A 20,998-nucleotide genomic window follows, 5' to 3' on the forward strand; every position below is an offset into this window, starting at 1 on the left:
ACCTGTTGAGGTGCTGGACCGGCACCTGCACCACCTGCGGCCGCCCCCTCACCACAAGCAGAACCACAGCCAGAACCTAACGAAGCACTACTAGGGGGTGTCGTCTGGATCATCCCGGCGTCGCGGGGTCTGGCACGCTCTCGGCTTCGCTCGCGCGGGAGGGGCCCCAGGACCCCGCTCGGGTCGGCCGGCCCGCACTGCTCGTCACGGCCGGCCTGATCCGAACGACACGCCCTGGCCCCGGGCCGGTCTACCGGGGCTCCACGGTCACCCGCACCCCCGCCCGCAGCCCCCACCCCGCCATCGACCCCGCCTCCGCCTCCAGCACATGGCGGGACCGCAGGCGGGGGCGGCCCAGGCGGCCGGGGGGCATGGTGCGGACGGCGAGGACGGTCAGGCGGCGGTCCAGGTAGGCGACGTCGATCGGGATGCGCATCCCGAACGTGTGCACTCCGCTCGCCGGGCTCAGCAGCATCGCCCCCTCGATCGTGTCCCGGCCCAGCAGGCCCCTCGTCCGGGCCCGGTAGGAGGCGGCGATCTCCAGGGGGACGGACGCACCGGGCCCGGCGGCGTCCGCGTCCGCGCCCACGACCAGCCTGCCCCGCCCGTCCCGCCAGCGTCGTCGGCCCATCCGTTCGTCCGTCCCTCCCGCTCGACACGCCTGATCCGTAAACACGTTGCCGTTCCTCTTCCTCCCCACTAGGAAGGCCGACATGACTGAACTCGGTGCCGTCTTCCGTCCCCAGCTTCCCCCCGAGCGGCTGCGGGCCGTCGTCCGGGCCGCTGACGAGGCGGGGCTCGACGAGCTGTGGCTGTGGGAGGACTGTTTCCGGGAGGGCGGGATCTCGACCGCCGCCGCGGCGCTCGCCTGGAGCGAGCGGGTGCGCGTCGGGGTCGGACTGCTGCCCGTCCCGCTGCGCAACGCGGCCCTCACCGCGATGGAGGCCGCGTCCCTGCACCGCATGTTCCCCGGCCGCGCCACCCTCGTCGTCGGACACGGTGTGCAGGAGTGGATGGGCCAGGTCGGCGCCCGCGCCGCCTCCCCGCTCACCCTCCTCGGCGAGCATCTCGACGCCCTGCGCGCGCTCCTCGCCGGCGAACGGCTCACCGTGCGGGGGCGGTACGTGTCCCTGGACGACGTCGCCCTCGACTGGCCGCCGAAGGCGGCGGTGCCGGTCCTCGCCGGCGCCACCGGGCCGCGTACCCTCCGCCTCTCCGGTGCCAGGGCCGACGGCACCGTCCTCACCGCCGCCACCCCGCCGGACGGCGTACGGCAGGCGCGGCGGCTCATCGAGGAGGGGCAGCGGGAGGCCGGGCGGTCCGGTGAACCGCACCGGATCGTCGCCTACCTGCTGACCGCCACGGGCGCCGACGCCGAGACCCGGCTGCGGGCCGAACTCGTCGCCGAGGGGCTGGAGTCGGTGCCCGACCTCGGGGTCGCGGGCGACGCGGCCGACGTGGCCGATGCCGTACGGCGCCTCGCCGAGGCCGGTGCCGACACGGTCGTCCTCCAGCCGACCGGCGACGAACCCGACCCGGAGGGCTTCATCCGGTTCACCGCCGAGGAGGTCCGTCCCCTGGTACGGACCGCCCCCCGGCCATGACCGCCACCACCCTCCCGCCCCCTGGCGGCTCCCCTTCGCGCCGACCGCCGACCGCCGACGCGTCGTACGCCCTGGCCGGTCCGCACCCGCTCAGCCCGTCGTACCCCCGGCCGGCGGGTGGTCGCCGGTCGCGCCGTCGATCAGTTCCCGCAGGATGTCCATGTGCCCGGCGTGCCGGGCGGTCTCCTCGACCATGTGGACCAGCGTCCAGCGCAGGCTGACCGTGATGTCCCGCCAGGCCGGGCGGCCCTGGGTGTCCAGCGGCAGCTCCGTGATCATCGCGTCGGCGGCGGCGCGGGCCCGGCCGTAGAAGGCGGTGATCCGTTCCGTCGTCTCCTCGGGAGTGATCCGCAAGTCGTCGTACGGGTCGAACCACAGCGGCTCGGCCCGTCCGCCGAACGTCTCCACGAACCAGCCGTACTCGACGGACGCCAGATGCTTCACCAGGCCCAGCAGGTTGGTGCCGGTCGGTGTCATCGGCCGGCGCAGCTGCTCGTCGTCGAGGCCCTCCAGCTTCCACAGCACCGCGTCCCGGTGCCGGTCCAGGCTCGCGTGCAGTGTCTGCTTCTCATCGGCGCAGTACGTCGGCGTACGGGTCGTCCCGGAGGTCGTCATGGGCGCGGAAATTACCAGGCCCCGCCGACACCGGGCTGCGATCATGAGGGCATGACTGCTGCGTCGGCGAACCGCTCCTTCGAGGATCTCGTGGCCGAGGGGGCCGCCGCGCCGACCGAGGGCTGGGACTTCTCGTGGTTCGAGGGGCGGGCCACCGAGGAGCGGCCCTCGTGGGGGTACGCCGTGCTGGCGGGGGAGCGGCTGGCCCGGGCGCGGGCGGCGCTGGACATCCAGACCGGCGGCGGTGAGGTGCTGGACTTCGCGCTGGGCCGCACCGAGCCGGCCCGGCCGGTGCCGGTCGCCGCGACCGAGGGCTGGCCGCCGAACGTCGCCAAGGCCACCGCGCTGCTGCGGCCGCGCGGTGTGGTGGTCGTCGCCGCCCCCGACGACGCCCCGCTGCCGTTCGCCGACGGGGCCTTCGACCTGGTGCTCAGCCGGCATCCGGTGCGCCCGTACTGGGACGAGATCGCGCGGGTGCTGAGCCCCGGCGGCACATATCTCGCCCAGCACGTCGGGCCGGCCAGCGTCTTCGAACTCGTCGAGTACTTCCTCGGGCCGCTGCCCGCCGAGGCGCGCGCCGGCCGGGACCCCGAGCGCGAGCGGGCCGAGGCCGAGGCGGCCGGCCTGGACGTCGTCGGGCTGCGCGCGCAGCGGCTGCGGATGGAGTTCCACGACATCGCCGCCGTCGTGCACTTCCTGCGCAAGGTGGTGTGGATGGTCCCCGACTTCACGGTGGCGGCGTACGAGCCCCAACTCCGCGCGCTGCACGAGCGGATCGAGCGGGAGGGCCCCTTCGTGGCGCACAGCACCCGGCATCTTTTCGACGCCCGCAAGCCGGTCCGCTGACGGTCGGGCCGGACAGGAGAAACGGGGCGGAAACGGGCGCGGTTCACGCGGAGTTCGCCCGGGGTTTCCACATTGTTATGCGCTCGGGTTCACATCCGTCCCACGTGTCACGTAAGTTCAGACCAAGGTAATTCGCGTGAGCAAAGCAGCGCGGCCGGTACCGCGCAGTGGAGGGGGCTGCGCGGTGCCGTGAGCCTGTCCGATCTCCGTGCGGCGCCGTGGCGGAACCGTCAAGCCGCCGTCGGCGGGCCGGGTAGCCCGTCGGGGGGATGTGCGGACAAGTCACCGCAGAGTCCCCAAACTGGCCTAAAGCTTACGAACTCTTCCGAATACCTTCGTATCCGACCGGTTTTCCCTGTGATTCCACTGTGAACCAGCCATGGGCCACCCCTGAATCCAGGATTCCGCAGTCGCCGGGGCGTCGCCGCATGATTTCGGAGAGTAGTTGTTCCACGCCGATGCACCCACCATCCCTTACGAAGGGTTATGGTGGAAACCCCCCCTCGGGCCGGTCCGTCTCCCCCCCACGGACCGGCCCGTTTTTTCTGCCCGCACTCCGGAACCGCTCGGCACCGGGTCGGCGTCCCCCTCAGGGAAGGCGCGGGGCTGTGTCCGGCATGCGGCCCCGCCGCGTGGGTGCGAAGACCCCCACCGACCCGCAGCCCGCCCACCCGCAGCCGACGACGAACCCGCACGAACCCCTCACTCCCAAACCCCGGGCCGTGGCAAGCCCCAAGCACCGGTAGGCTCAACGCCTCAGGCGCCGCACGGCTCCGGCACCCATCTCTCCCGCCAATCCCCCGGAGGGCCACGTGAACCTGCGCGACACCCTGCGCAGCCTGCTCGTCAGGCTCTACGCACGCCGCGTGGAGGGCCACCTGGACCACGATCAGGTGCCCAAGCACATCGGCGTCATCATGGACGGCAACCGCCGCTGGGCGAAGGCGTCCGGCTCGACCACCGTCCACGGCCACCGGGCCGGCGCGGAGAAGATCGAGGAGTTCCTCGGCTGGTGCACCGAGACCGACGTCGAGGTCGTCACCCTCTGGCTGCTGTCCACGGACAACTTCGACCGGCCGCAGGAGGAACTCGTCCCCCTGCTCGGCATCATCGAGGACGTCGTCCGCTCCCTCGCCGCCGACGGCCGCTGGCGGGTCCACCATGTGGGCGCGCTCGACCTGCTGCCGGGCGGAATGCAGCACACCCTGAAGGAGGCCGAGGAGGCCACCGCCCACGTCGACGGAATAGTGGTCAACGTGGCCATCGGCTACGGCGGCCGGCAGGAGATCGCCGACGCCGTGCGGTCCATGCTGCTCGACGCGCAGGACCGGGGCGTGGCGATGGAGGACCTCGCCGAGTCCGTCGACGTCGACATGATCGGCCGTCACCTCTACACCAGCGCGCAGCCCGACCCGGACCTCGTCATCCGCACCAGCGGCGAACAGCGGCTGTCCGGATTCATGCTCTGGCAGACCGCTCACTCGGAGTACTACTTCTGTGAGGTCTTCTGGCCGGCCTTCCGGAAGGTCGACTTCCTGCGCGCGCTGCGCGACTACGCCGCACGGCACCGCCGTTACGGCGGCTGACCCCCGCCGCACGCCCCGTCGCCGCCCGGTGACGGGGCGTTGTCGTGCGCCCCGGTTCGCGAGGACGTCACCAGGAGTTCACCGGTGCGCTGTTGGCCGCATTTGCATGGCGGCGCATGTTCGAGGGCATAAGCCAGACAGGTTGACGCCCGAACCACGGGCGTCGGATCTCAGCGGGCGGCACGGGGCCGTCCGCCCGGGAGGCCCTTTGCACCAGCCCGACCGTGCGGTCACTGCACGGAAGCAGCCGCGGAGGGCCGGTCCCCGGCCCGCCGTGTGCGAGGGCCGGCGGCCGGCCTGGTCAGTGCCCGTCCTGCCGGACGGGGCATTCCCGCCCTCGCGGGCGGGATTTTCCCCACCCTCCCGGACGGGATTCTTCCCACCCTCCCGGGCGGGAATTTTCCGACCCTCCCGGGCGGGAATTTTCCCACCCTCCCGGCCCAGCTTCCACCTCGTCGCTCCCCGACCTCATCCGAGGGGGTACGTCCTTCCGTGGTGACCAGCACAAAGCGCCACAAGCCAGACCGGCGCACCTATGTTCTCGACACCAGCGTCCTGCTGGCCGACCCGAACGCCCTGACCCGCTTCGACGAGCACGAGGTCGTGCTCCCGATCGTCGTGGTCACGGAGCTGGAGGCCAAGAGGCACCATCCTGAGCTCGGCTACTTCGCCCGGCAGGCCCTGCGCCTGCTGGACGACTACCGGGTGAAGAACGGCCGTCTCGACGCCCCCATCCCGATCGGGGAACTCGGCGGGACCGTACGGGTCGAGCTCAACCACTCGGACCCCAGCGTGCTGCCCAGCGGCTACCGCCTGGGGGACAACGACTCCCGCATCCTCGCGGTGGCCCGCAACCTACAGGCCGAGGGGTACGACGTCACCGTCGTGTCGAAGGACCTGCCGCTCCGGATCAAGGCCTCGTCCGTGGGCCTCCTCGCCGAGGAGTACCGCGCCGAACTCGCCATCACGGAGAACTCCGGCTGGACCGGGATGTCCGAACTCACCCTGCCGGGCGAGCAGGTGGACATCCTCTTCGAGGAAGGGCACGTGTACGTCCCGGAGGCCGCAGGCCTCCCGGTGCACACCGGCCTGACCATCCAGTCGGAGCGGGGCAAGGCGCTCGGCCGCGTCACCGCCGAGGGCAACGTCCGCCTGGTGCGCGGTGACCGCGAGGCGTTCGGCATCAAGGGCCGCAGCGCCGAGCAGCGCATCGCGCTCGACCTGCTGCTCGACCCGGACGTCGGCATCGTCTCGATGGGCGGCCGGGCCGGCACCGGCAAGTCGGCGCTGGCGCTGTGCGCGGGCCTGGAGGCGGTCCTGGAGCGCCGCCAGCACCAGAAGGTGATGGTCTTCCGGCCGCTGTACGCGGTCGGCGGCCAGGAGTTGGGCTATCTGCCCGGCTCCGAGGCGGAGAAGATGAGCCCGTGGGCGCAGGCCGTCTTCGACACGCTCTCGGCGGTCACCAGCCGCGAGGTCATCGAGGAGGTCACCGCGCGCGGCATGCTGGAAGTCCTGCCGCTCACCCACATCCGGGGCCGCTCGCTGCACGACGCGTTCGTGATCGTGGACGAGGCGCAGTCGCTCGAACGGAACGTCCTGCTGACCGTTCTGTCCCGGATCGGCTCCAATTCGCGGGTCGTTCTGACCCATGACGTGGCGCAACGGGACAATCTGCGGGTCGGTCGCTACGACGGTGTCGTCGCGGTCGTGGAGAAGCTGAAGGGGCACCCGCTGTTCGCCCACGTCACGCTGACGCGGTCCGAGAGGTCCCAGATCGCGGCGCTTGTGACCGAAATGCTGGAGGAAGGTCACATCTGACCCGTCCCGCAGCGCAGTTGACGCCGTCCGGCAAAGGCCAAGAGCCTAGCCGGGCGGCGTCTCGGCGTGTGGAGCTTTCCGGAAATCCCCTGGAGCAAACGGGATGTGAGCTTTCACACGCAACACAGAATTGCCACCCGGCGGCCGGTTACGGCAGAGTCTCAGTCCTGTCAGGCCCCGCATACGACACACCTGTACCCCCAGCGGTACAGCACCACTGAAGCACCACCAACTCCATAGAGTTCGTCGTATGCCGCCCGAGCACCACACGGCGCTCCCTCCGGGGAGTTGCCCACCGGGCCCGCGCCTCCCGTGACCCCGCAGTTGGGAGGCCAGTGTCAGGGGCACGATTGCGTCCGCCAGGGTCACCGAAGCGGGCGATGCTGGAAGGAAACCGTGTGAGCCGGATTTCGGTCCGGGGATTCGCAGTGGCTTCGGCCACCGCGGTCACCGCCGTCGGAAGCGTCGTCGGAGTTGCGTCGGGCAGCGTCGCGCAGAACAACAACAACGACGCCGAGTCGACGGCTGCCGACACCACGCTCCTCGCGGACATACCCGCGGGTCAGCAGGCCCAGGTCCAGACCGCGTCCCTGACGCAGCAGGCCGACGCCCAGGCCATCGCCGCGGACGCGAGCGCCAAGAAGGACGCCGAGGCAGCGGCCCGCAAGGCAGCCGCCGAGACCGCGTACGCGAAGAAGGCGGCCGCCGAGAAGGCCGCGGAGGAAGCCAAGCAGCGCACCGAGGCGAAGGCCGCGGCCAGCCGCAGCAGCGACCCCAGCCTCGGCGACGGCAGCTTCCCCGTGCAGTCCTCCTACACGGTGGCGCAGGTCCAGGCCATCGCACGGCAGATCGTGCCGGCCGGCCAGTACCAGTGCTTCAGCAACATCGTGACCCGCGAGTCCACCTGGAACTACCAGGCGGTCAACGCCGCGTCCGGTGCCTACGGTCTGGTGCAGGCCCTGCCCGCCGGCAAGATGGCGTCCGCGGGCGCCGACTGGCGGACCAACCCGGCCACCCAGATCAAGTGGGGCCTGAGCTACATGAACGACCGGTACGGCAGCCCGTGCGACGCCTGGACCTACTGGCAGGCGAACGGCAACTACTGAGTCCGACCGCGGCTCTCAACCTCGCGAAGCCCCTCCCCGTCCTCAGGGGAGGGGCTTTCGCCCTGTACGGTCTACCCGGATACCTCCTGGGGGAGGAGAGGTGGCGAACACGCGGGGACGCGGGGGAAGAGGACGGATCATGTCGCGAGTGCCAGGGTGGCTCGGCAAGCTCGGTGCCGGCCTCACCGAGATGAGCGAGCGCCTGGACGAGCGCCGCGCGGAGGTGGAGCAGGAGAGCGACCCGCTCGCCGCGCCCGCACCCCCGGCTCCCGCCCTCGCCGCCGACAGAACCCCGGCCGCCGACGGCCCCCCGGCCTCCGCCGCCGACACCCCGCCCCCGGCCGGCACCTCCGCGCCGCCGGCAGGCCCCCGTCCCGACCCGGCCCTGGCCGTCCCCTGGGGCGTACGCGTCGCCGCCGAGGCGGGCTGGCGGCTGCTGGTGCTCGCCGGGACCGTCTGGGTGCTGATCCAGGTCATCAGCGCGGTCCAGCTGGTGGTGTTCGCCGTCGTCATCGCCCTGCTCGTCACCGCGCTGCTCCAGCCGACGGTCGCCCGCCTCACCCGGCGCGGGGTGCCGCGCGGCATCGCGACCGCGCTCACCGCCATCAGCGGGTTCGTCGTCATAGGGCTGATGGCCTGGTTCGTGACCTGGCAGGTCATGGAGAACATCGACACGCTCTCCAACCAGATCCAGTCCGGCATCGACGACCTGCGCAACTGGCTGCTGAAGAGCCCCTTCCACGTCACCGACAAGCAGATCAACCAGATCGCCAAGAACCTGCGCGAGGCGATCGGCGCCAACACCGACCAGATAACGTCCGCCGGTCTGGAGGGCGTTCAGGTCATCGTCGACTTCCTCACCGGCCTGCTGCTGGTGTTCTTCTCGACGCTGTTCCTGCTCTACGACGGCAAGCGCATCTGGCAGTGGTTCCTGAAGCTGGTGCCCGCCGCCGCCCGCCCGGGCGTGGCCGGCGCCGGCCCGCGCGCCTGGCGCACCCTGACCGCGTACGTGCGCGGCACGGTCCTGGTCGCCCTCATCGACGCCACCTTCATCGGGATCGGCATCTACTTCCTCAACGTGCCGATGGCCGTCCCGCTGGCCGTCTTCATCTTCCTGTTCTCGTTCATCCCGCTCGTCGGCGCCGTCGCCTCCGGCGCCCTCGCGGTGATCGTGGCCCTGGTCACCCAGGGCGTCTTCACCGCCGTCATGACCCTCGTCGTCGTCCTCGCCGTGCAGCAGATCGAGGGCCACGTCCTCCAGCCGTTCATCCTCGGCCGCGCGGTCCGCGTCCACCCGCTGGCGGTGGTCCTCACGGTCGCGGCCGGCGGCATGGTGGCCGGCATCGGCGGCGCCGTGGTGGCCGTACCGCTGGTGGCGGTGACGAACACGGTGGTCGGATACCTGAAGCAGTACTCGGAAGAGCTGCAACAGCAGAAGGCCCCCGCCCCGCCCACGCCCGCCTCCGAGCCGGAGAACGCCGAAGACCCCGTCCACGCGGAGTGAACGGGGCCCTCGGACAACGGCCTTACTCGGCGAGAACCGCCTCGGCCTCCAGCGTGACGCCCACGGCCTGAACCACGGAGGCGATCTTGAACGCCTCCTGGATCACGTCGCGCTCCACGCCGGCCTTGCGCAGGACCTGCTCGTGCGAGTCCAGGCACATGCCGCAGCCGTTGATCGCGGAGACCGCGAACGACCACAGCTCGAAGTCGGTCTTGTCCACACCCGGGTTGCCGATGACGTTCATCCGCAGGCCCGCGCGCAGGGTGCCGTACTCGTGGTCGGACAGCAGGTGGCGCGTCCGGTAGAAGACGTTGTTCATCGCCATGATCGCGGCGGCCGACTTGGCGGCCGTGTACGCCTCCGGCGTGAGGTTCGCCTTCGCCTCCGGCTCCAGCTCACGCAGCACGATCGGGGAGCGGGAGGCGATGGCGGTCGCCAGCACCGTGCCCCACAGCTGCTGCGCCGGCAGGTCGGAGTTGCCGATGACCGAGCCCAGGTTGAGCTTCAGGTCCTTGGCGTAGTCCGGGACGCGGGACTTCAGCGAGTCGAGCGACATGGGTCACTCACCGGCCAGCAGCGCGACCGGGTCCAGGGTGTTCTCACCCTTGTTCCAGTTGCACGGGCACAGCTCGTCGGTCTGCAGGGCGTCCAGGACCCGCAGGACCTCCTTGGGGTTACGGCCCACGGAACCGGCGGTGACCATGGTGAACTGGATCTCGCGGTTCGGGTCGACGATGAAGACGGCGCGCTGCGCGAAGCCGTCCTCGCCCTCGATGCCCAGGTCGCGCATCAGCTCGTGCTTGGAGTCGGCCATCATCGGGAACGGCAGGTCGGTCAGGTCCGGGTGGTCCTTGCGCCAGGCGTGGTGCACGAACTCGGAGTCACCGGAGAAGCCGAGGATCTGCGCGTCACGGTCGGCGAACTCGTCGTTCAGCTTCCCGAACGCGGCGATCTCGGTCGGGCAGACGAAGGTGAAGTCCTTCGGCCAGGCGAAGACGACCAGCCACTTGCCCTCGTAGGACTTGTGGTGGATCTGCTCGAACTCCTCGCCCTTCTCCAGCGAGACGCAGGCGGTCAGTTCGAACTCGGGGAACTTGTCACCGACAGTGAGCACACGCTCTCCTTGCAGCGAAGAAACACCCCTTTTGAGGGAGTTTCCCGTGATGGGTTGGACGCTGCTGATGGTGGCACAGGGTGCATTGATTAGTGAAATAGCTACACTCGGACTTGTTGATCGGAGGTAGTTATCAGTGACCATCAGTAGCGGGAAGCGGAGGCAGCCGAGCCTCGCACAGCTGCGGGCCTTCGCCGCCGTCGCCGAGCATCTGCACTTCCGGGACGCGGCCGCCGCGATCGGGATGAGCCAGCCCGCGCTGTCCGGCGCCGTCTCGGCCCTGGAGGAGACCCTCGGCGTGACCCTCCTTGAGCGTACGACGCGCAAGGTGCTGCTCTCGCCCGCCGGCGAGCGGCTCGCGGTGCGGGCCAGGGCGGTACTGGAGGCGGTCGGGGCGCTGCTGGAGGAGGCCGAGGCGGTCCGTGCGCCGTTCACCGGGGCGCTGCGCCTCGGCGTGATCCCCACGGTCGCGCCGTACCTGCTGCCGGCCGTGCTGCGGCTCGTGCACGACCGCTACCCCCAGCTCGACCTCCAGGTGCACGAGGAGCAGACCGCGAGCCTGCTGGACGGCCTCCACTCCGGCCGCCTGGACCTGCTGTTGCTGGCGGTCCCGCTCGGTGTGCCCGGTGTGGTCGAACTCCCCCTCTTCGACGAGGACTTCGTGCTCGTCACCCCGCTCGACCACTGGCTCGGCGGCCGCGAGGGCATCCCGCGCGAGGCGCTCAGGGAGCTGAACCTGCTGCTCCTGGACGAGGGCCACTGCCTGCGCGACCAGGCCCTCGACATCTGCCGCGAGGCCGGTCGTGCGGACGCCCCGGTCACCACCACGGCGGCCGGTCTGTCCACGCTGGTCCAGCTCGTCGCCGGCGGTCTCGGCTGCACGCTGCTGCCGCGTACGGCGCTGAAGCTGGAGACCGCCCGCAGCAGCCAGCTCCTGACCGGCGCGTTCGCCGACCCGGCGCCGAGCCGCCGGGTCGCCTTCGCGATGCGGGCGGGCGCGGCGCGGGCGGCCGAGTACGAGGAGCTGGCCGTGGCGCTGCGCGGGGCGCTCGCCGCGCTGCCGGTGCGGGTGCTCGGCCCGGACGCCTGAGCCTTCCAGGAGATCCGGGCGGGAGGGGCCCACGGCGCACCGCGCTCCTACTCCGTGCGCAGCCCCTCCGGGCGCATCATCCGCACCAGCGGCGGCAGGCTCAGGGCGGTGACCGCGAGGACCACCGCCGCCCCCGCGCCGGTCAGCCCCAGGACGCTCGGCCAGTCCACGCCGACCGGCGAGCCGACCATCTTCAGCAGCACGGCGCCGAGCGTCAGCCCCACGGCCGAGGCGAGCAGCAGGCCGAGGGCGATCGGGATCGCCGTCTGCCACAGCACCGACAGACTCAGGGTGCGCCGCCGGGTGCCGAAGGCGACCAGCGAGGACAGCAGCTTCCGGCGCTCGCGCAACTGCTCCAGCTGGGAGACCAGCAGGCTCGCGCCGATGAGCGCCAGCACACAGATGGCGCCGGCGAACGTACCGGTGCGGATGGAGGAGAACTGGGCCGTGCGCTGGGTGGCCGACCACTCCATCGCGTCCGCGAGCGGGTCGATCCGCGCGGCGGTGTTGCGGACGTGCTCGAACGCGTCCGGCACCGATGTGTCCACCGAGACGTAGACCGTCGCGTTCAGCAGGCGGCTCATCCGCTCGGGCACGGCGCCCGGGGTCAGCAGCACGCCGCTGTCCCTGGTCCCGCTCGGGCCGGTGATCGCGGTCGCCTGCCGCAGCCCGCCCGGCACGGTCCAGGTGACGTCCTTGCCGCGGCCCGTGCCGTTGACGCTGTCGACGTGGAGCGTGCGGCCCTGCCGGACGAGTTCGGCCACGTCCTCGTCGTTCGTCCCGCCCCTGGCCACGAACATGTCCCCGTCCGTGCAGGACGTCAGCCGGGCCACCTCGCGCAGTGCCGCACAGCTGCCGACGGTGACCAGCGTCGTGTGGGAGGGCCCGCTCTGCCAGTTCTGGTCGCCCAGTTCGGTGCTGCCGGTCGCGGACGCCTTGCGCACGCCCTCGGTGGTCGCGAACTGCCCGGTGGCCGAGCCGAAGTCGGCGCCGCGGGACAGGTTGACCTGCATCTGGGCCCGGGTGGTGTCCCGCCCGGTGTTCTTGGTGTAGTCGCCCTGGACGCCCGCGAACAGCATCTGCATCGCGACCGCTCCGGCCACCGCGACGGCGATGCCGTTCACCATGCGGGCCGCCGAGCCGCTGCTCAACTGCAGCCGCCGTACGGCCAGTTGCCAGGCCACCGGGCCGCCTCCGAGCCGGGCCACGACCGCCTCGACGACCCAGGGCAGCAGCGTGGTCACACCGATGAGCAGCAGCAGGACACCGCCGATCACCAGGTATGTGTTGAAGTCGCCGTTCGAGCGGCCCTGGCCGATCATCGGGGCGAGCATCGCGAGGCCGCCGACGGGCAGCAGCAGCCGCCACCAGAGCCGGCGGCGCGTGGGCCTGGCCGTACGGACCACGCCCAGCGGCTCGATGACCACCCTGCGCAGCGCGAACAGCGTGACCAGCACCGCGGCCGCGGGCACGGCGACCGCGACCAGGACGGCCAGCGCGGGCGAGGGGTTGAGGTAGCTGGGGAACACGCTGATGCCCACCACCTCGACCGAGCCCGCGAGCTGTCGGCCGAGCAGGAAGAAGACCGTGCCGAAGGCCAGCCCGACCAGCGATCCGGCGAGTGCCTCGCCCGCCGCGATCCGCCGGGTCATCCGGCTGTCGGAGCCCACCAGCCGCAGCGCGGCCAGCCGGCGGTCGCGCCGCTCGCCGCCGAACCGTACGGCGGTGGCGATGAACACCGCGACCGGCATGAGCAGCACCACGAAGACGACCAGTATCAGCAGGAGCAGCACCGGATCCAGGGTGTTCGACGACGCCGAGGGGCGCCCGAACTCGGAGATCCGGGCCGTCTTCCACCCGTCGATGTGTGCGGCGAGGTTCTTCCCCCCGGCGTAGTAGGTCAGTTCGCGCGAGCCGATCAGGCCCTTCTCGGCGATCGTCCCGACGACCCGGTACGGCAGCCGCTCCCGCAGCAGCGCGCCGTCGCCGGAGCCGAGCAGTTCCTTCAGTGCGGGCGAGACGACCATCTCGCCCGGCGCCGGATACCTCGTCAGGCCCGGGGCGACGGGGGCCTTGGGCCCTTCCGGTTCCACCAGCCGGCCGCGGACGTCCTCGCCGTGGTACGTCGTGTCGGCGTCGGAGATCACCAGGGTGTTCGCGGCCTTGGCCCGGGGCGGGCCGTAGGTGTAGTCCATGCGCGCGTCGTCGCGGGCGTGCCGCACCGACAGCGCGTTCGGGATCGCGGTCGTCAGCAGCAGCAGGGCCACGCCGAGCCCGACGCCGACCGCCGTCAGCAGCACCCGGATCAGGCCCTCGCGCCCGCCGGTGAAGGCGAACTTGACCCCCATGCCGAGGTCCCGCCCCCATTGCCCCGCGCTCACGCGACCCGCTCCATGTCCCGGGACCTGCCGTCGCGTACGACGATCTCGCGGTCGGAGTAGGCGGCCACCCGGGCCTCGTGCGTGACGAGGACGACGGCCGCGTTGGAGGAGCGGGCCGCGTCGGTCAGCAGCTCCATCACACGCTCGCCGTTGAGGGAGTCCAGGGCGCCGGTCGGCTCGTCGGCGAAGACCACGCGGGGCCCGGTGACCAGCGCCCGCGCCACCGCGACGCGCTGCCCCTGGCCGCCGGAGACCTCGCCGGGCCGCTTGCCCCGCAGGTCGTCCACCTCCAGGCGCTCCATCCAGGTGAGCGCGGCCTTCTCGGCCCGCCTGCGGGAGGTGCCGTTCAGCCGCAGCGGCAGGGCCACGTTCTCCACGCAGGTCAACTCGGGCACGAGCTGGCCGAACTGGAAGACGAACCCGAAGTCGGAGCGCCGCAGGGCGCTGCGCTGGGCGTCGTTCATGCCGGCCAGTTCACGGCCGTCGTAGACGATGGACCCGGAGTCCGGCGGGACGATGCCGGCGAGGCAGTGCAGCAGGGTCGACTTGCCGGAGCCGGAGGGGCCCATGACGGCGACGACCTCGCCGGGGTGGATGGAGAACTCGGCGCCGTCGAGGGCGACCGTGGGGCCGTAGGCCTTGCGCAGGTCCTCGGCGGCGAGCAGGGAGCCGGCGGGGGCGCTCATCGGGTCACCTCCGCGCGGAGCTTGTCCAGGCGCGCGGCGGTCAGCTCCAGCCAGCGCAGGTCGGCCTCCAGGTGGAACAGCGCGTGGTCGCAGACCAGCTGGTCCGCGAGGTCGCCCTTGCGCTTGCGGTCCGTCAGGATCCGCATGCTGCGCAGGTGCTCGGCGCGCTGGGTGTCGAGGATGTCGGCCGCGTTCCGGTGGGTCAGCAGCGCGAGGACGACCTTGGTGTACAGGGTCGACTGGAGGTACTCCTCGGGCTTCTCCGGAGTCGCGAGCCAGCGCTCGACGTCGGTGATGCCGGCGTCGGTGATGGCGTACCGCTTGCGCTCGGGGCCGCCGCCGGCCTCTATCCCGTCGACCTCGACGAGGCCGTGCTTCAGCAGCCGGGACATCGTCGAGTAGACCTGGCCGTAGTGCAGCGGCCGGTCCTGACCGAACTTCTCGTCGAAGGCCCGCTTCAGGTCGTAGCCGTGGCGCGGGCCGGACTCCAGGAGCCCCAGAAGGGTGTGACCGATGGACATGGCGAGCACTCTACACACGGTGTATACGGGGCGTGTATACACGGAGTGTGCAGATCATGGCCCGGAGTACGGCGGTGCAGGTGGGAGCCGATTGTCACGGTTCCGAAACAGGCGGCCTGCCTCTGCGCGGCATCGGCCCCGTCTCCTTCGGCAGCCGGCCCGCCTCCGCGAGCGCGCGGCGCAGCAGGAACTCGATCTGCGCGTTGGCGGAGCGCAGTTCGTCCCCGGCCCAGCGGGCCAGCGCGTCGTACACCGACGGGTCCAGCCGCAGCAGTACCTGCTTGCGCTGCTGCGGCCGCCGCTTCGGCGTCTGCGGAGTGCCGTCCGAGGAGTCCGGAGTGCCCGGAGCGTCCGGGGAGTCCGTCACTGGTAGAGGGACCCGGTGTTGAGGACCGGCTGCGGGGCCCGGTCCCCGCACAGCACGACCATCAGGTTGGACACCATCGCCGCCTTTCGTTCCTCGTCCAGTTCCACGATGTCCGCCTCGGCGATGCGGGCGAGCGCCGTCTCGACCATGCCGACCGCGCCGTCCACGATCTGCCGCCGGGCGGCCACGACCGCGCCGGCCTGCTGCCGCTGGAGCATCGCGGAGGCGATCTCGGGAGCGTACGCGAGATGCGTGAAGCGCGACTCGATGATCTCGACTCCGGCCGCCTGTACGCGAATCCGCAGCTCGGCGGCGAGCTTCTCGGTGATCTCCTCGGCGTTTCCGCGCAGCGACAGCCCGCCCTCCTCGTGGGAGTCGTAGGGGTACTCGATGGCGATGTGCCGCACGGCCGTCTCGGTCTGCGTGGCGACGAACTCGGTGAAGTCGTCCACCTCGAAGGTGGCCTGAGCGGTGTCCTGGACCTTCCAGACCACGACCGCGGCCAGCTCGATCGGACTGCCGTAGGCGTCGTTCACCTTCAGTACGGCGGTCTCGTGGTTGCGCACCCGGGTGGAGATACGGGTCCGCGACGTGAAGGGGTTCACCCAGCGCAGGCCGTCCTCGCGGATCGTGCCCCGGTAGCGCCCGAAGAGCTGGACGACCCGGGCCTCGCCCGGCGCGACCGTGTTCAGCCCGCGCAGCGAGATGATCGCGGCGAGGAAGACGACGATCCCGGCGGGGATGAGCACGCCCTTGGCGGCGGGGGAGGAGAGGGCCGCGGCCGTGGCGAGCAGCGCGGCGGTGGCGCCGAGCCCGAGCAGACCGAGCAGGAGAGCGAGTCCGCCGCCGATGCTGTGCGCGGTGAACTCCCGGGTGCGGGGAGCGGGCATCGCGGGTGCGTCGGGTGCGTCGAACGCCTCGGACGCGTCGGGTGCGGAGTCGTTCGTGGTCATGGTGGTCCCCGTTCCGGTGGTGTCGATGATGCGCCTATCGGCGATCTAGCTAAGTGATATCACTTTTCCCCGCCGAAGCAACCCTGCGGCCTCGTCAGCCGTCGGTTCCGTTGGGGCGGGTGCTGATTGTCACGTCCGTAAAAGAGCGGATCGGACGCCCTTTGTCATATAGACGGGTGTTAGCTTTCGGAGCTGACCCCGAGACGGAAGCGGAGCGTAGGGACCCATGGGACGAGCGGACGAGAGACGAGCGCGACAGCGCGGCGGCCACCGCGCGGCGCCCAGGCGAGGCCGCTCGCAGTCCGCACCGGCCGCCGCCTCCCCGTCCGCGCCGGCCGGCGGCAAACCCCCCAAGGGCCGAATACGCCGGCTCTTCACCTGGAAGAAGATCCTCGGGACCTTCTTCGGCCTGGTGCTGCTCGTCATCGGCGCGTTCGTCGTGCTGTACATGACGATCGACATCCCGGCGGGCAACGCCACCGCCCAGCTGCAGAGCAACATCTACAAGTACAGCGACGGCACGATCCTCGCCCGCACCGGCGAACTCAACCGCGAGAGCGTCGACCTCGCCGAAGTCCCCAAGGACGTCCAGCACACCTTCGTCGCGGCGGAGAACAAGACCTTCTACTCGGACTCCGGCGTCGACCTGAAGGGCACCACCCGCGGCATCCTCAACACCCTGGAGGGGCACGGCACTCAGGGCGGTTCGACGATCACCCAGCAGTACGTCAAGAACTACTACCTGGACCAGAACCAGACCGTCTCGCGCAAGCTGAAGGAACTGGTCATCTCGCTGAAGCTGGACCGCCAGAAGTCCAAGGACTACATCCTCGCGGGCTACATCAACACCAGCTACTACGGCCGCGGCGCCTACGGCATCCAGGCCGCGGCACAGGCGTACTACCACAAGGACGCCAAAAACCTCACGGTCCAGGAGGGCGCCTACCTCGCCGCGCTGCTCCAGGCGCCGAACCAGTACGACTGGGGCCTCGCGACCGACACGGGCAAGAACCTGGCGGTCGCCCGCTGGAACTACGTCCTGGACAACATGGTCAAGCAGCACTGGCTGGACGCGGGCAAGCGCCAGGCCATGAAGTTCGAGGTCCCCAAGGCGCCCAAGGCGGCGCCGGGCATGAAGGGGCAGACCGGCTACCTGGTCGACGCGGCCAACTCGGCGCTGTACAAGCAGCTCGTGTCCCAGGGCGACGCCGCCAGCCTCGGTGACGCCGAGGCGCTGGTGCGCAAGGGCGGCTGGACCATCACGCTCAACATCGACCGGAAGAAGCAGACCCAGCTGGAGCAGGCCGTCAAGGAGCAGCTGACCAGCAAGCTGGACGCGAAGGCGCGCTCCGTCGACGGCGACGTGCAGCCCGGCGCCGTCTCCGTCGACCCGCGGACGGGCAAGGTCCTCGCCATGTACGGCGGCACGGACTACTTCAAGCACTTCACCAACAACGCGACCCGCCGCGACTACCAGCCCGCCTCCACCTTCAAGCCGGTGATCCTCGCCGCCGCCATGGACGGGGGCGCCACGACGCAGGACGGCCGGGCCATCACCCCGAACACCATCTACGACGGCACGAGCGGCCGCCAGGTCGTCTCGGGCGGCGCCAAGGTCGGCTTCGGCCCGCCGAACGAGGACGACCGGGACTACGGCAACATCACCGTCCAGACGGCCATGAACCAGTCCGTCAACTCCGTCTTCGCGCAGATGGGCGTCGACGTGGGCATGGACAAGGTGATGGCCACCGCCGGCAAGCTCGGCATGGACACCAAGGGCATGGAGGCGGTCCCCGCGCAGACGCTGGGCTCCATGGGCGCGAGCCCGCTGGAGATGGCCGGCATCTACGCCACCCTCGACAACCACGGCAAGAAGGTCACCCCGGCGATCATCAAGTCCGCCGAGCACAAGGACCGTACGGTCAACCTGCCGGACCCGGTCGGCGACCAGGTGGTCAGCCGGACCGCCGCCGACACGGTCACCTCGGTGCTCACCGGCGTGGTCGACGACGGCACGGCCAACACGTCGGTGGCCAGCAACCCGGAGCGCAACGGCCAGCAGGTCGCCGGCAAGACGGGCACGTCCGACAACAACAAGTCGGCCTGGTTCACCGGTTACACGCCCGGCCTGGTCACCTCGGTCGGCCTGTTCGGCGAGTCCGCCAAGACCCACGCGCAGGTTCCGCTGACGGGCGCCACGGGCCTCATCACCGCGGGCGGCGGCCGTGTCAACGGCGGCAGCTACCCGGCGAAGATCTGGGCCGCGTACACCTTCGGGGCGATGGGCGACGTCAGCAGGTTCGACCTGGACACCACGCAGGGTGCGGCCGTCCAGCCGACCTACACGCCGACGGCTCCCTCGACGCCGTCCAACACGCCGTCGCATACGCCGAGCAGCAAGCCGCCGACGACCGCGCCGCCCACGCAGCCGCCGACCAGCAAGCCGCCGACGTCCGCGCCGCCCACGCAGCCGCCGACGTCCCCGCCGCCCACGCAGCCGACGACGCAGCCGCCGACGGACCCTGTCACGGGCAACCCGTTCAATCCGGGCGGCGGCCAGAACTTCGGCCAGTAGCAGCGCACAAGCCAAGGGCGCCCGGGAAGTCCCCGGGCGCCCTTCGCCTGTGCACCGGGAGCCTCAGCTCCGGTTCAGCTCGAACCACACCACCTTGCCGGCGCTCAGCCGGGTCGCGCCCCAGCGTCGCGCCAGCCTGTTGACCAGGTACAGGCCGCGCCCGCCCTCGTCGGTGGCCCGCGCCTGGCGCAGCCGCGGCAGTTGCGGCACGTCGTCGCCGACCTCGCAGCGCAGCACGTCGGTGCGCAGCAGCCGGAGCGTCACCGGCCGGGAGGTGTACCGTACGGCGTTCGTCACGACCTCGCTGACCAGCAGCTCCACCGAGTCCGTCAGGTCCTCCAGGTCCCAGCGGGCCAGCGCGCGGCGGGCCAGCCGGCGGGCCTGACCGGGGGCCGTCTCCTCCGGATCCAGCCGCCAGTACGCGACGTCGCTCGGCGCGATCCCGTCGAAGCGGGCCGCGAGCAGCGCGATGTCGTCGTCCCGGTCGCCCGGCCCGAGCATGTCCAGCACCTCGTCGCACAGGGCTTCCAGCGGCGGCGGATGGTCCGGGCCGGTCAGCCGGGCGGTCGCGGCGAGCTTCTCGCGCAGCTGCTCTATGCCGGTCCAGACGTCGCGCAGCCGGGACTCCACCAGGCCGTCGGTGTACAGGAGCAGAGTGGCTCCGGCGGGCGCGTCCAGCTCGACCGCCTCGAAGTCGACCCCGCCCACCCCGATCGGCGCGCCCGGCGGCACCCGCAGCACCTCCGCCCGGCCGCCCAGATGCAGCAGCACGGGCGGCGGATGGCCGGCGTTGGCGATCGTGATGCGGTGCGTGACCGGGTCGTAGACGGCGTAGAGGCAGGTCGCCATGCGGTCCGTGCCGAGCCGCTGGGCCTGCTCGTCCAGGTGGTGCAGCACCTCCTGGGGCGGCAGATCCAGCCCGGCCAGCGTCTGCGCGGTCGTGCGCAGCTGGCCCATGATCGCGGCCGAGGTCATGGAGTGCCCCATGACGTCGCCGACGACCAGCGCGACCCGGCTGCCGGGCAGCGGGATCGCGTCGTACCAGTCGCCGCCGACCCGCGCGGTCTCGGCGGCCGGGAGGTAGCGCGAGGCCAGCCGGACGCCGGTCGGGCGGGGCAGGGTCTCGGGGAGCATGGTGCGCTGGAGCTCGTCGGCGATGTAGGCCTCCCGGCCGTACAGCACCGCCTTGTCGATGCCCAGCGCGCTGTGCGTGGCCAGCTGGGCGGCCACCAGCAGGTCGTCCGCCTCGAACGCGAGCCGCTCCGGGCGGCGCAGGAACAGGGCCGCGCCGATCACCCGGCGCCGGCCGCGCAGCGGGGCGAGGATCGCGTGCTGCCCGGACGGCACGAGCGCCTCGCCGCCGACGCCGAGCAGCTCGGGCAGCGCGGCCCGGGCGGCGGGCGCGTCCGCGAACACCGGCCGGACCCCGCGCAGCACCTCGTTCAGCGCGCCGCCGGGGCGCACTTCGCACAGCTCGGTGGTGAGCGAGGACAGCTCGGCCAGCACGCTCGGCTCCGGCTCGGGGTCGAAGGCCGGCGGCAGCAGGACACCCTCGGTGTCCCGCTCCTCCGGTATCCGGTCGCTGCGGCGCAGCCGCAGCACCACCGGACCGGTGGGCCGCTCGTCGCCGACCGGCAGCGGGTCGCGCAGATAGACCAGGATCGCGTCCGAGAACGTCGGCACCGTGGCCCGGCACAGCCCCATCACGATCTCGTCCAGATCGAGGCCGCGCGCGATGCGCCGGGTCGCCGCGCCCACGAACCTGAGCCGGTCGCCGTCACGCCGCATCGGCATCGGCCGCCCGGGCGGCAGTCCGCGTCCGGTACGGCGCTCCTGGGCGGCGGCCGACCGCTCCTGCTCGGCACCGGGCTGGGGCGGAATGCCCTCCGGTGCCGGGCGGGGGCGGTGCGCGCCGGGTTCCGCGGCGGCGGGCTGGGAGTGCTCGGGGCCGTTGACTGGGGGCTCCTTCCCCTTGCCGGCCGGGGGCTGTGGCCCCTTGCCGTCCTGTCCCACGGCCTGCGCCGGTAAGGCCGGGGTGCCGGGGGCCTTCTGAGCACGCAGGAACGCCCCGCGGCCCTCCGCGGGGTCGGCGCCCTGAGGGCACTCGAAGGAGGTGGGCTGCTCCGTCACGCCTGTCGCATCCGTCCGTCCGGGGCTGCACGCCGGGCGCGCAGTTGGTCCCGCCGAAATCCCGATACCCGCAATACGTGTCCCAGGAACGGAATTCCCGCG

Annotated in this window: 18 protein-coding genes; 8 read left to right on the forward strand and 10 right to left on the reverse strand. The window is 71.6% G+C overall.

The window, feature by feature from the left end; translation table 11 throughout:
- Positions 1-250 precede the first annotated feature (250 nt).
- The gene (locus ACFC8N_RS18215; RefSeq protein WP_356026392.1) at positions 251-631 is read right to left on the reverse strand and encodes a DUF192 domain-containing protein; all 381 of its coding nucleotides are present in this window, start codon (positions 629-631) and stop codon (positions 251-253) included.
- Between the two features lie 82 nt (positions 632-713).
- Between ACFC8N_RS18215 and ACFC8N_RS18220 the strand changes: the two genes are divergently transcribed.
- Positions 714-1,604: an LLM class flavin-dependent oxidoreductase gene (locus ACFC8N_RS18220; protein ID WP_356026395.1), complete on the forward strand. Its 891-nt coding sequence runs from the start codon at positions 714-716 to the stop codon at positions 1,602-1,604.
- Positions 1,605-1,694: 90 nt separating this feature from the next.
- Here the strand turns inward: ACFC8N_RS18220 and ACFC8N_RS18225 are convergent, their stop codons facing one another.
- The gene (locus ACFC8N_RS18225) at positions 1,695-2,219 is read right to left on the reverse strand and encodes a DinB family protein (protein ID WP_362818407.1); all 525 of its coding nucleotides are present in this window, start codon (positions 2,217-2,219) and stop codon (positions 1,695-1,697) included.
- 51 nt (positions 2,220-2,270) lie between these two features.
- On the opposite strand from ACFC8N_RS18225, the gene ACFC8N_RS18230 reads away from it, so the two are divergent.
- The 5 genes from ACFC8N_RS18230 (at position 2,271) to ACFC8N_RS18250 (ending at position 9,079) form a co-directional block, all read left to right on the forward strand.
- The gene (locus ACFC8N_RS18230) at positions 2,271-3,065 is read left to right on the forward strand and encodes a methyltransferase domain-containing protein (RefSeq protein WP_376288793.1); all 795 of its coding nucleotides are present in this window, start codon (positions 2,271-2,273) and stop codon (positions 3,063-3,065) included.
- A gap of 812 nt (positions 3,066-3,877) precedes the next feature.
- Positions 3,878-4,651 carry an isoprenyl transferase gene (locus tag ACFC8N_RS18235; RefSeq protein WP_356026401.1) on the forward strand — a complete coding sequence of 258 codons (774 nt, stop codon included), beginning with the start codon at positions 3,878-3,880 and terminating at the stop codon, positions 4,649-4,651.
- A gap of 492 nt (positions 4,652-5,143) precedes the next feature.
- The gene (locus tag ACFC8N_RS18240; RefSeq protein ID WP_356026404.1) at positions 5,144-6,469 is read left to right on the forward strand and encodes a PhoH family protein; all 1,326 of its coding nucleotides are present in this window, start codon (positions 5,144-5,146) and stop codon (positions 6,467-6,469) included.
- Positions 6,470-6,867: 398 nt separating this feature from the next.
- Positions 6,868-7,575 (forward strand): transglycosylase SLT domain-containing protein, encoded by a 708-nt coding sequence (locus tag ACFC8N_RS18245; protein WP_356026407.1) that lies wholly within the window; start codon positions 6,868-6,870, stop codon positions 7,573-7,575.
- A gap of 139 nt (positions 7,576-7,714) precedes the next feature.
- On the forward strand, positions 7,715-9,079 hold the full coding sequence (locus ACFC8N_RS18250) for an AI-2E family transporter (protein ID WP_376288794.1): 1,365 nt from the start codon (positions 7,715-7,717) through the stop codon (positions 9,077-9,079).
- Positions 9,080-9,101: 22 nt separating this feature from the next.
- Here the strand turns inward: ACFC8N_RS18250 and ACFC8N_RS18255 are convergent, their stop codons facing one another.
- Together ACFC8N_RS18255 and ACFC8N_RS18260 are read right to left on the reverse strand one after the other, a co-directional pair.
- A complete protein-coding gene (locus tag ACFC8N_RS18255; RefSeq protein ID WP_376288795.1) occupies positions 9,102-9,635 on the reverse strand; it encodes an alkyl hydroperoxide reductase in 534 nt (177 codons plus the stop codon).
- Between the two features lie 3 nt (positions 9,636-9,638).
- Positions 9,639-10,193, reverse strand: a complete 555-nt coding sequence (locus ACFC8N_RS18260) for a peroxiredoxin (RefSeq protein ID WP_356026414.1) — start codon at positions 10,191-10,193, stop codon at positions 9,639-9,641.
- A 142-nt stretch (positions 10,194-10,335) separates the two neighbouring features.
- Here ACFC8N_RS18260 and ACFC8N_RS18265 point away from each other — a divergent pair, with 142 nt between their 5' ends.
- A complete protein-coding gene (locus ACFC8N_RS18265; protein WP_376288920.1) occupies positions 10,336-11,283 on the forward strand; it encodes a LysR substrate-binding domain-containing protein in 948 nt (315 codons plus the stop codon).
- 47 nt (positions 11,284-11,330) lie between these two features.
- Here the strand turns inward: ACFC8N_RS18265 and ACFC8N_RS18270 are convergent, their stop codons facing one another.
- The 5 genes from ACFC8N_RS18270 to ACFC8N_RS18290 all read right to left on the reverse strand — a co-directional run bounded on the left by ACFC8N_RS18270 (position 11,331) and on the right by ACFC8N_RS18290 (position 16,191).
- Entirely contained in the window at positions 11,331-13,664 is a 2,334-nt protein-coding gene (locus tag ACFC8N_RS18270; protein ID WP_356026419.1) for an FtsX-like permease family protein, read from the reverse strand.
- Positions 13,661-14,350 carry an ABC transporter ATP-binding protein gene (locus tag ACFC8N_RS18275; protein ID WP_376288796.1) on the reverse strand — a complete coding sequence of 230 codons (690 nt, stop codon included), beginning with the start codon at positions 14,348-14,350 and terminating at the stop codon, positions 13,661-13,663. The genes ACFC8N_RS18270 and ACFC8N_RS18275 overlap by 4 nt, the downstream gene beginning before the upstream one ends.
- Positions 14,347-14,871, reverse strand: a complete 525-nt coding sequence (locus ACFC8N_RS18280) for a PadR family transcriptional regulator (RefSeq protein WP_356026424.1) — start codon at positions 14,869-14,871, stop codon at positions 14,347-14,349. The genes ACFC8N_RS18275 and ACFC8N_RS18280 overlap by 4 nt, the downstream gene beginning before the upstream one ends.
- Positions 14,872-14,965: 94 nt before the next feature.
- Positions 14,966-15,238 (reverse strand): hypothetical protein, encoded by a 273-nt coding sequence (locus ACFC8N_RS18285; protein WP_376288797.1) that lies wholly within the window; start codon positions 15,236-15,238, stop codon positions 14,966-14,968.
- Entirely contained in the window at positions 15,235-16,191 is a 957-nt protein-coding gene (locus ACFC8N_RS18290; protein ID WP_376288798.1) for an SPFH domain-containing protein, read from the reverse strand. The genes ACFC8N_RS18285 and ACFC8N_RS18290 overlap by 4 nt, the downstream gene beginning before the upstream one ends.
- 226 nt (positions 16,192-16,417) lie before the next feature.
- Here ACFC8N_RS18290 and ACFC8N_RS18295 point away from each other — a divergent pair, with 226 nt between their 5' ends.
- Positions 16,418-18,766, forward strand: a complete 2,349-nt coding sequence (locus tag ACFC8N_RS18295) for a transglycosylase domain-containing protein (protein WP_376288799.1) — start codon at positions 16,418-16,420, stop codon at positions 18,764-18,766.
- Between the two features lie 63 nt (positions 18,767-18,829).
- Here ACFC8N_RS18295 and ACFC8N_RS18300 read toward each other — a convergent pair whose 3' ends face one another.
- Positions 18,830-20,896 (reverse strand): SpoIIE family protein phosphatase, encoded by a 2,067-nt coding sequence (locus tag ACFC8N_RS18300; protein ID WP_356026434.1) that lies wholly within the window; start codon positions 20,894-20,896, stop codon positions 18,830-18,832.
- Positions 20,897-20,998 lie beyond the last annotated feature (102 nt).

This window comes from Streptomyces sp. NPDC055966, from assembly GCF_042269865.1.
Taxonomy (GTDB): domain Bacteria; phylum Actinomycetota; class Actinomycetes; order Streptomycetales; family Streptomycetaceae; genus Streptomyces.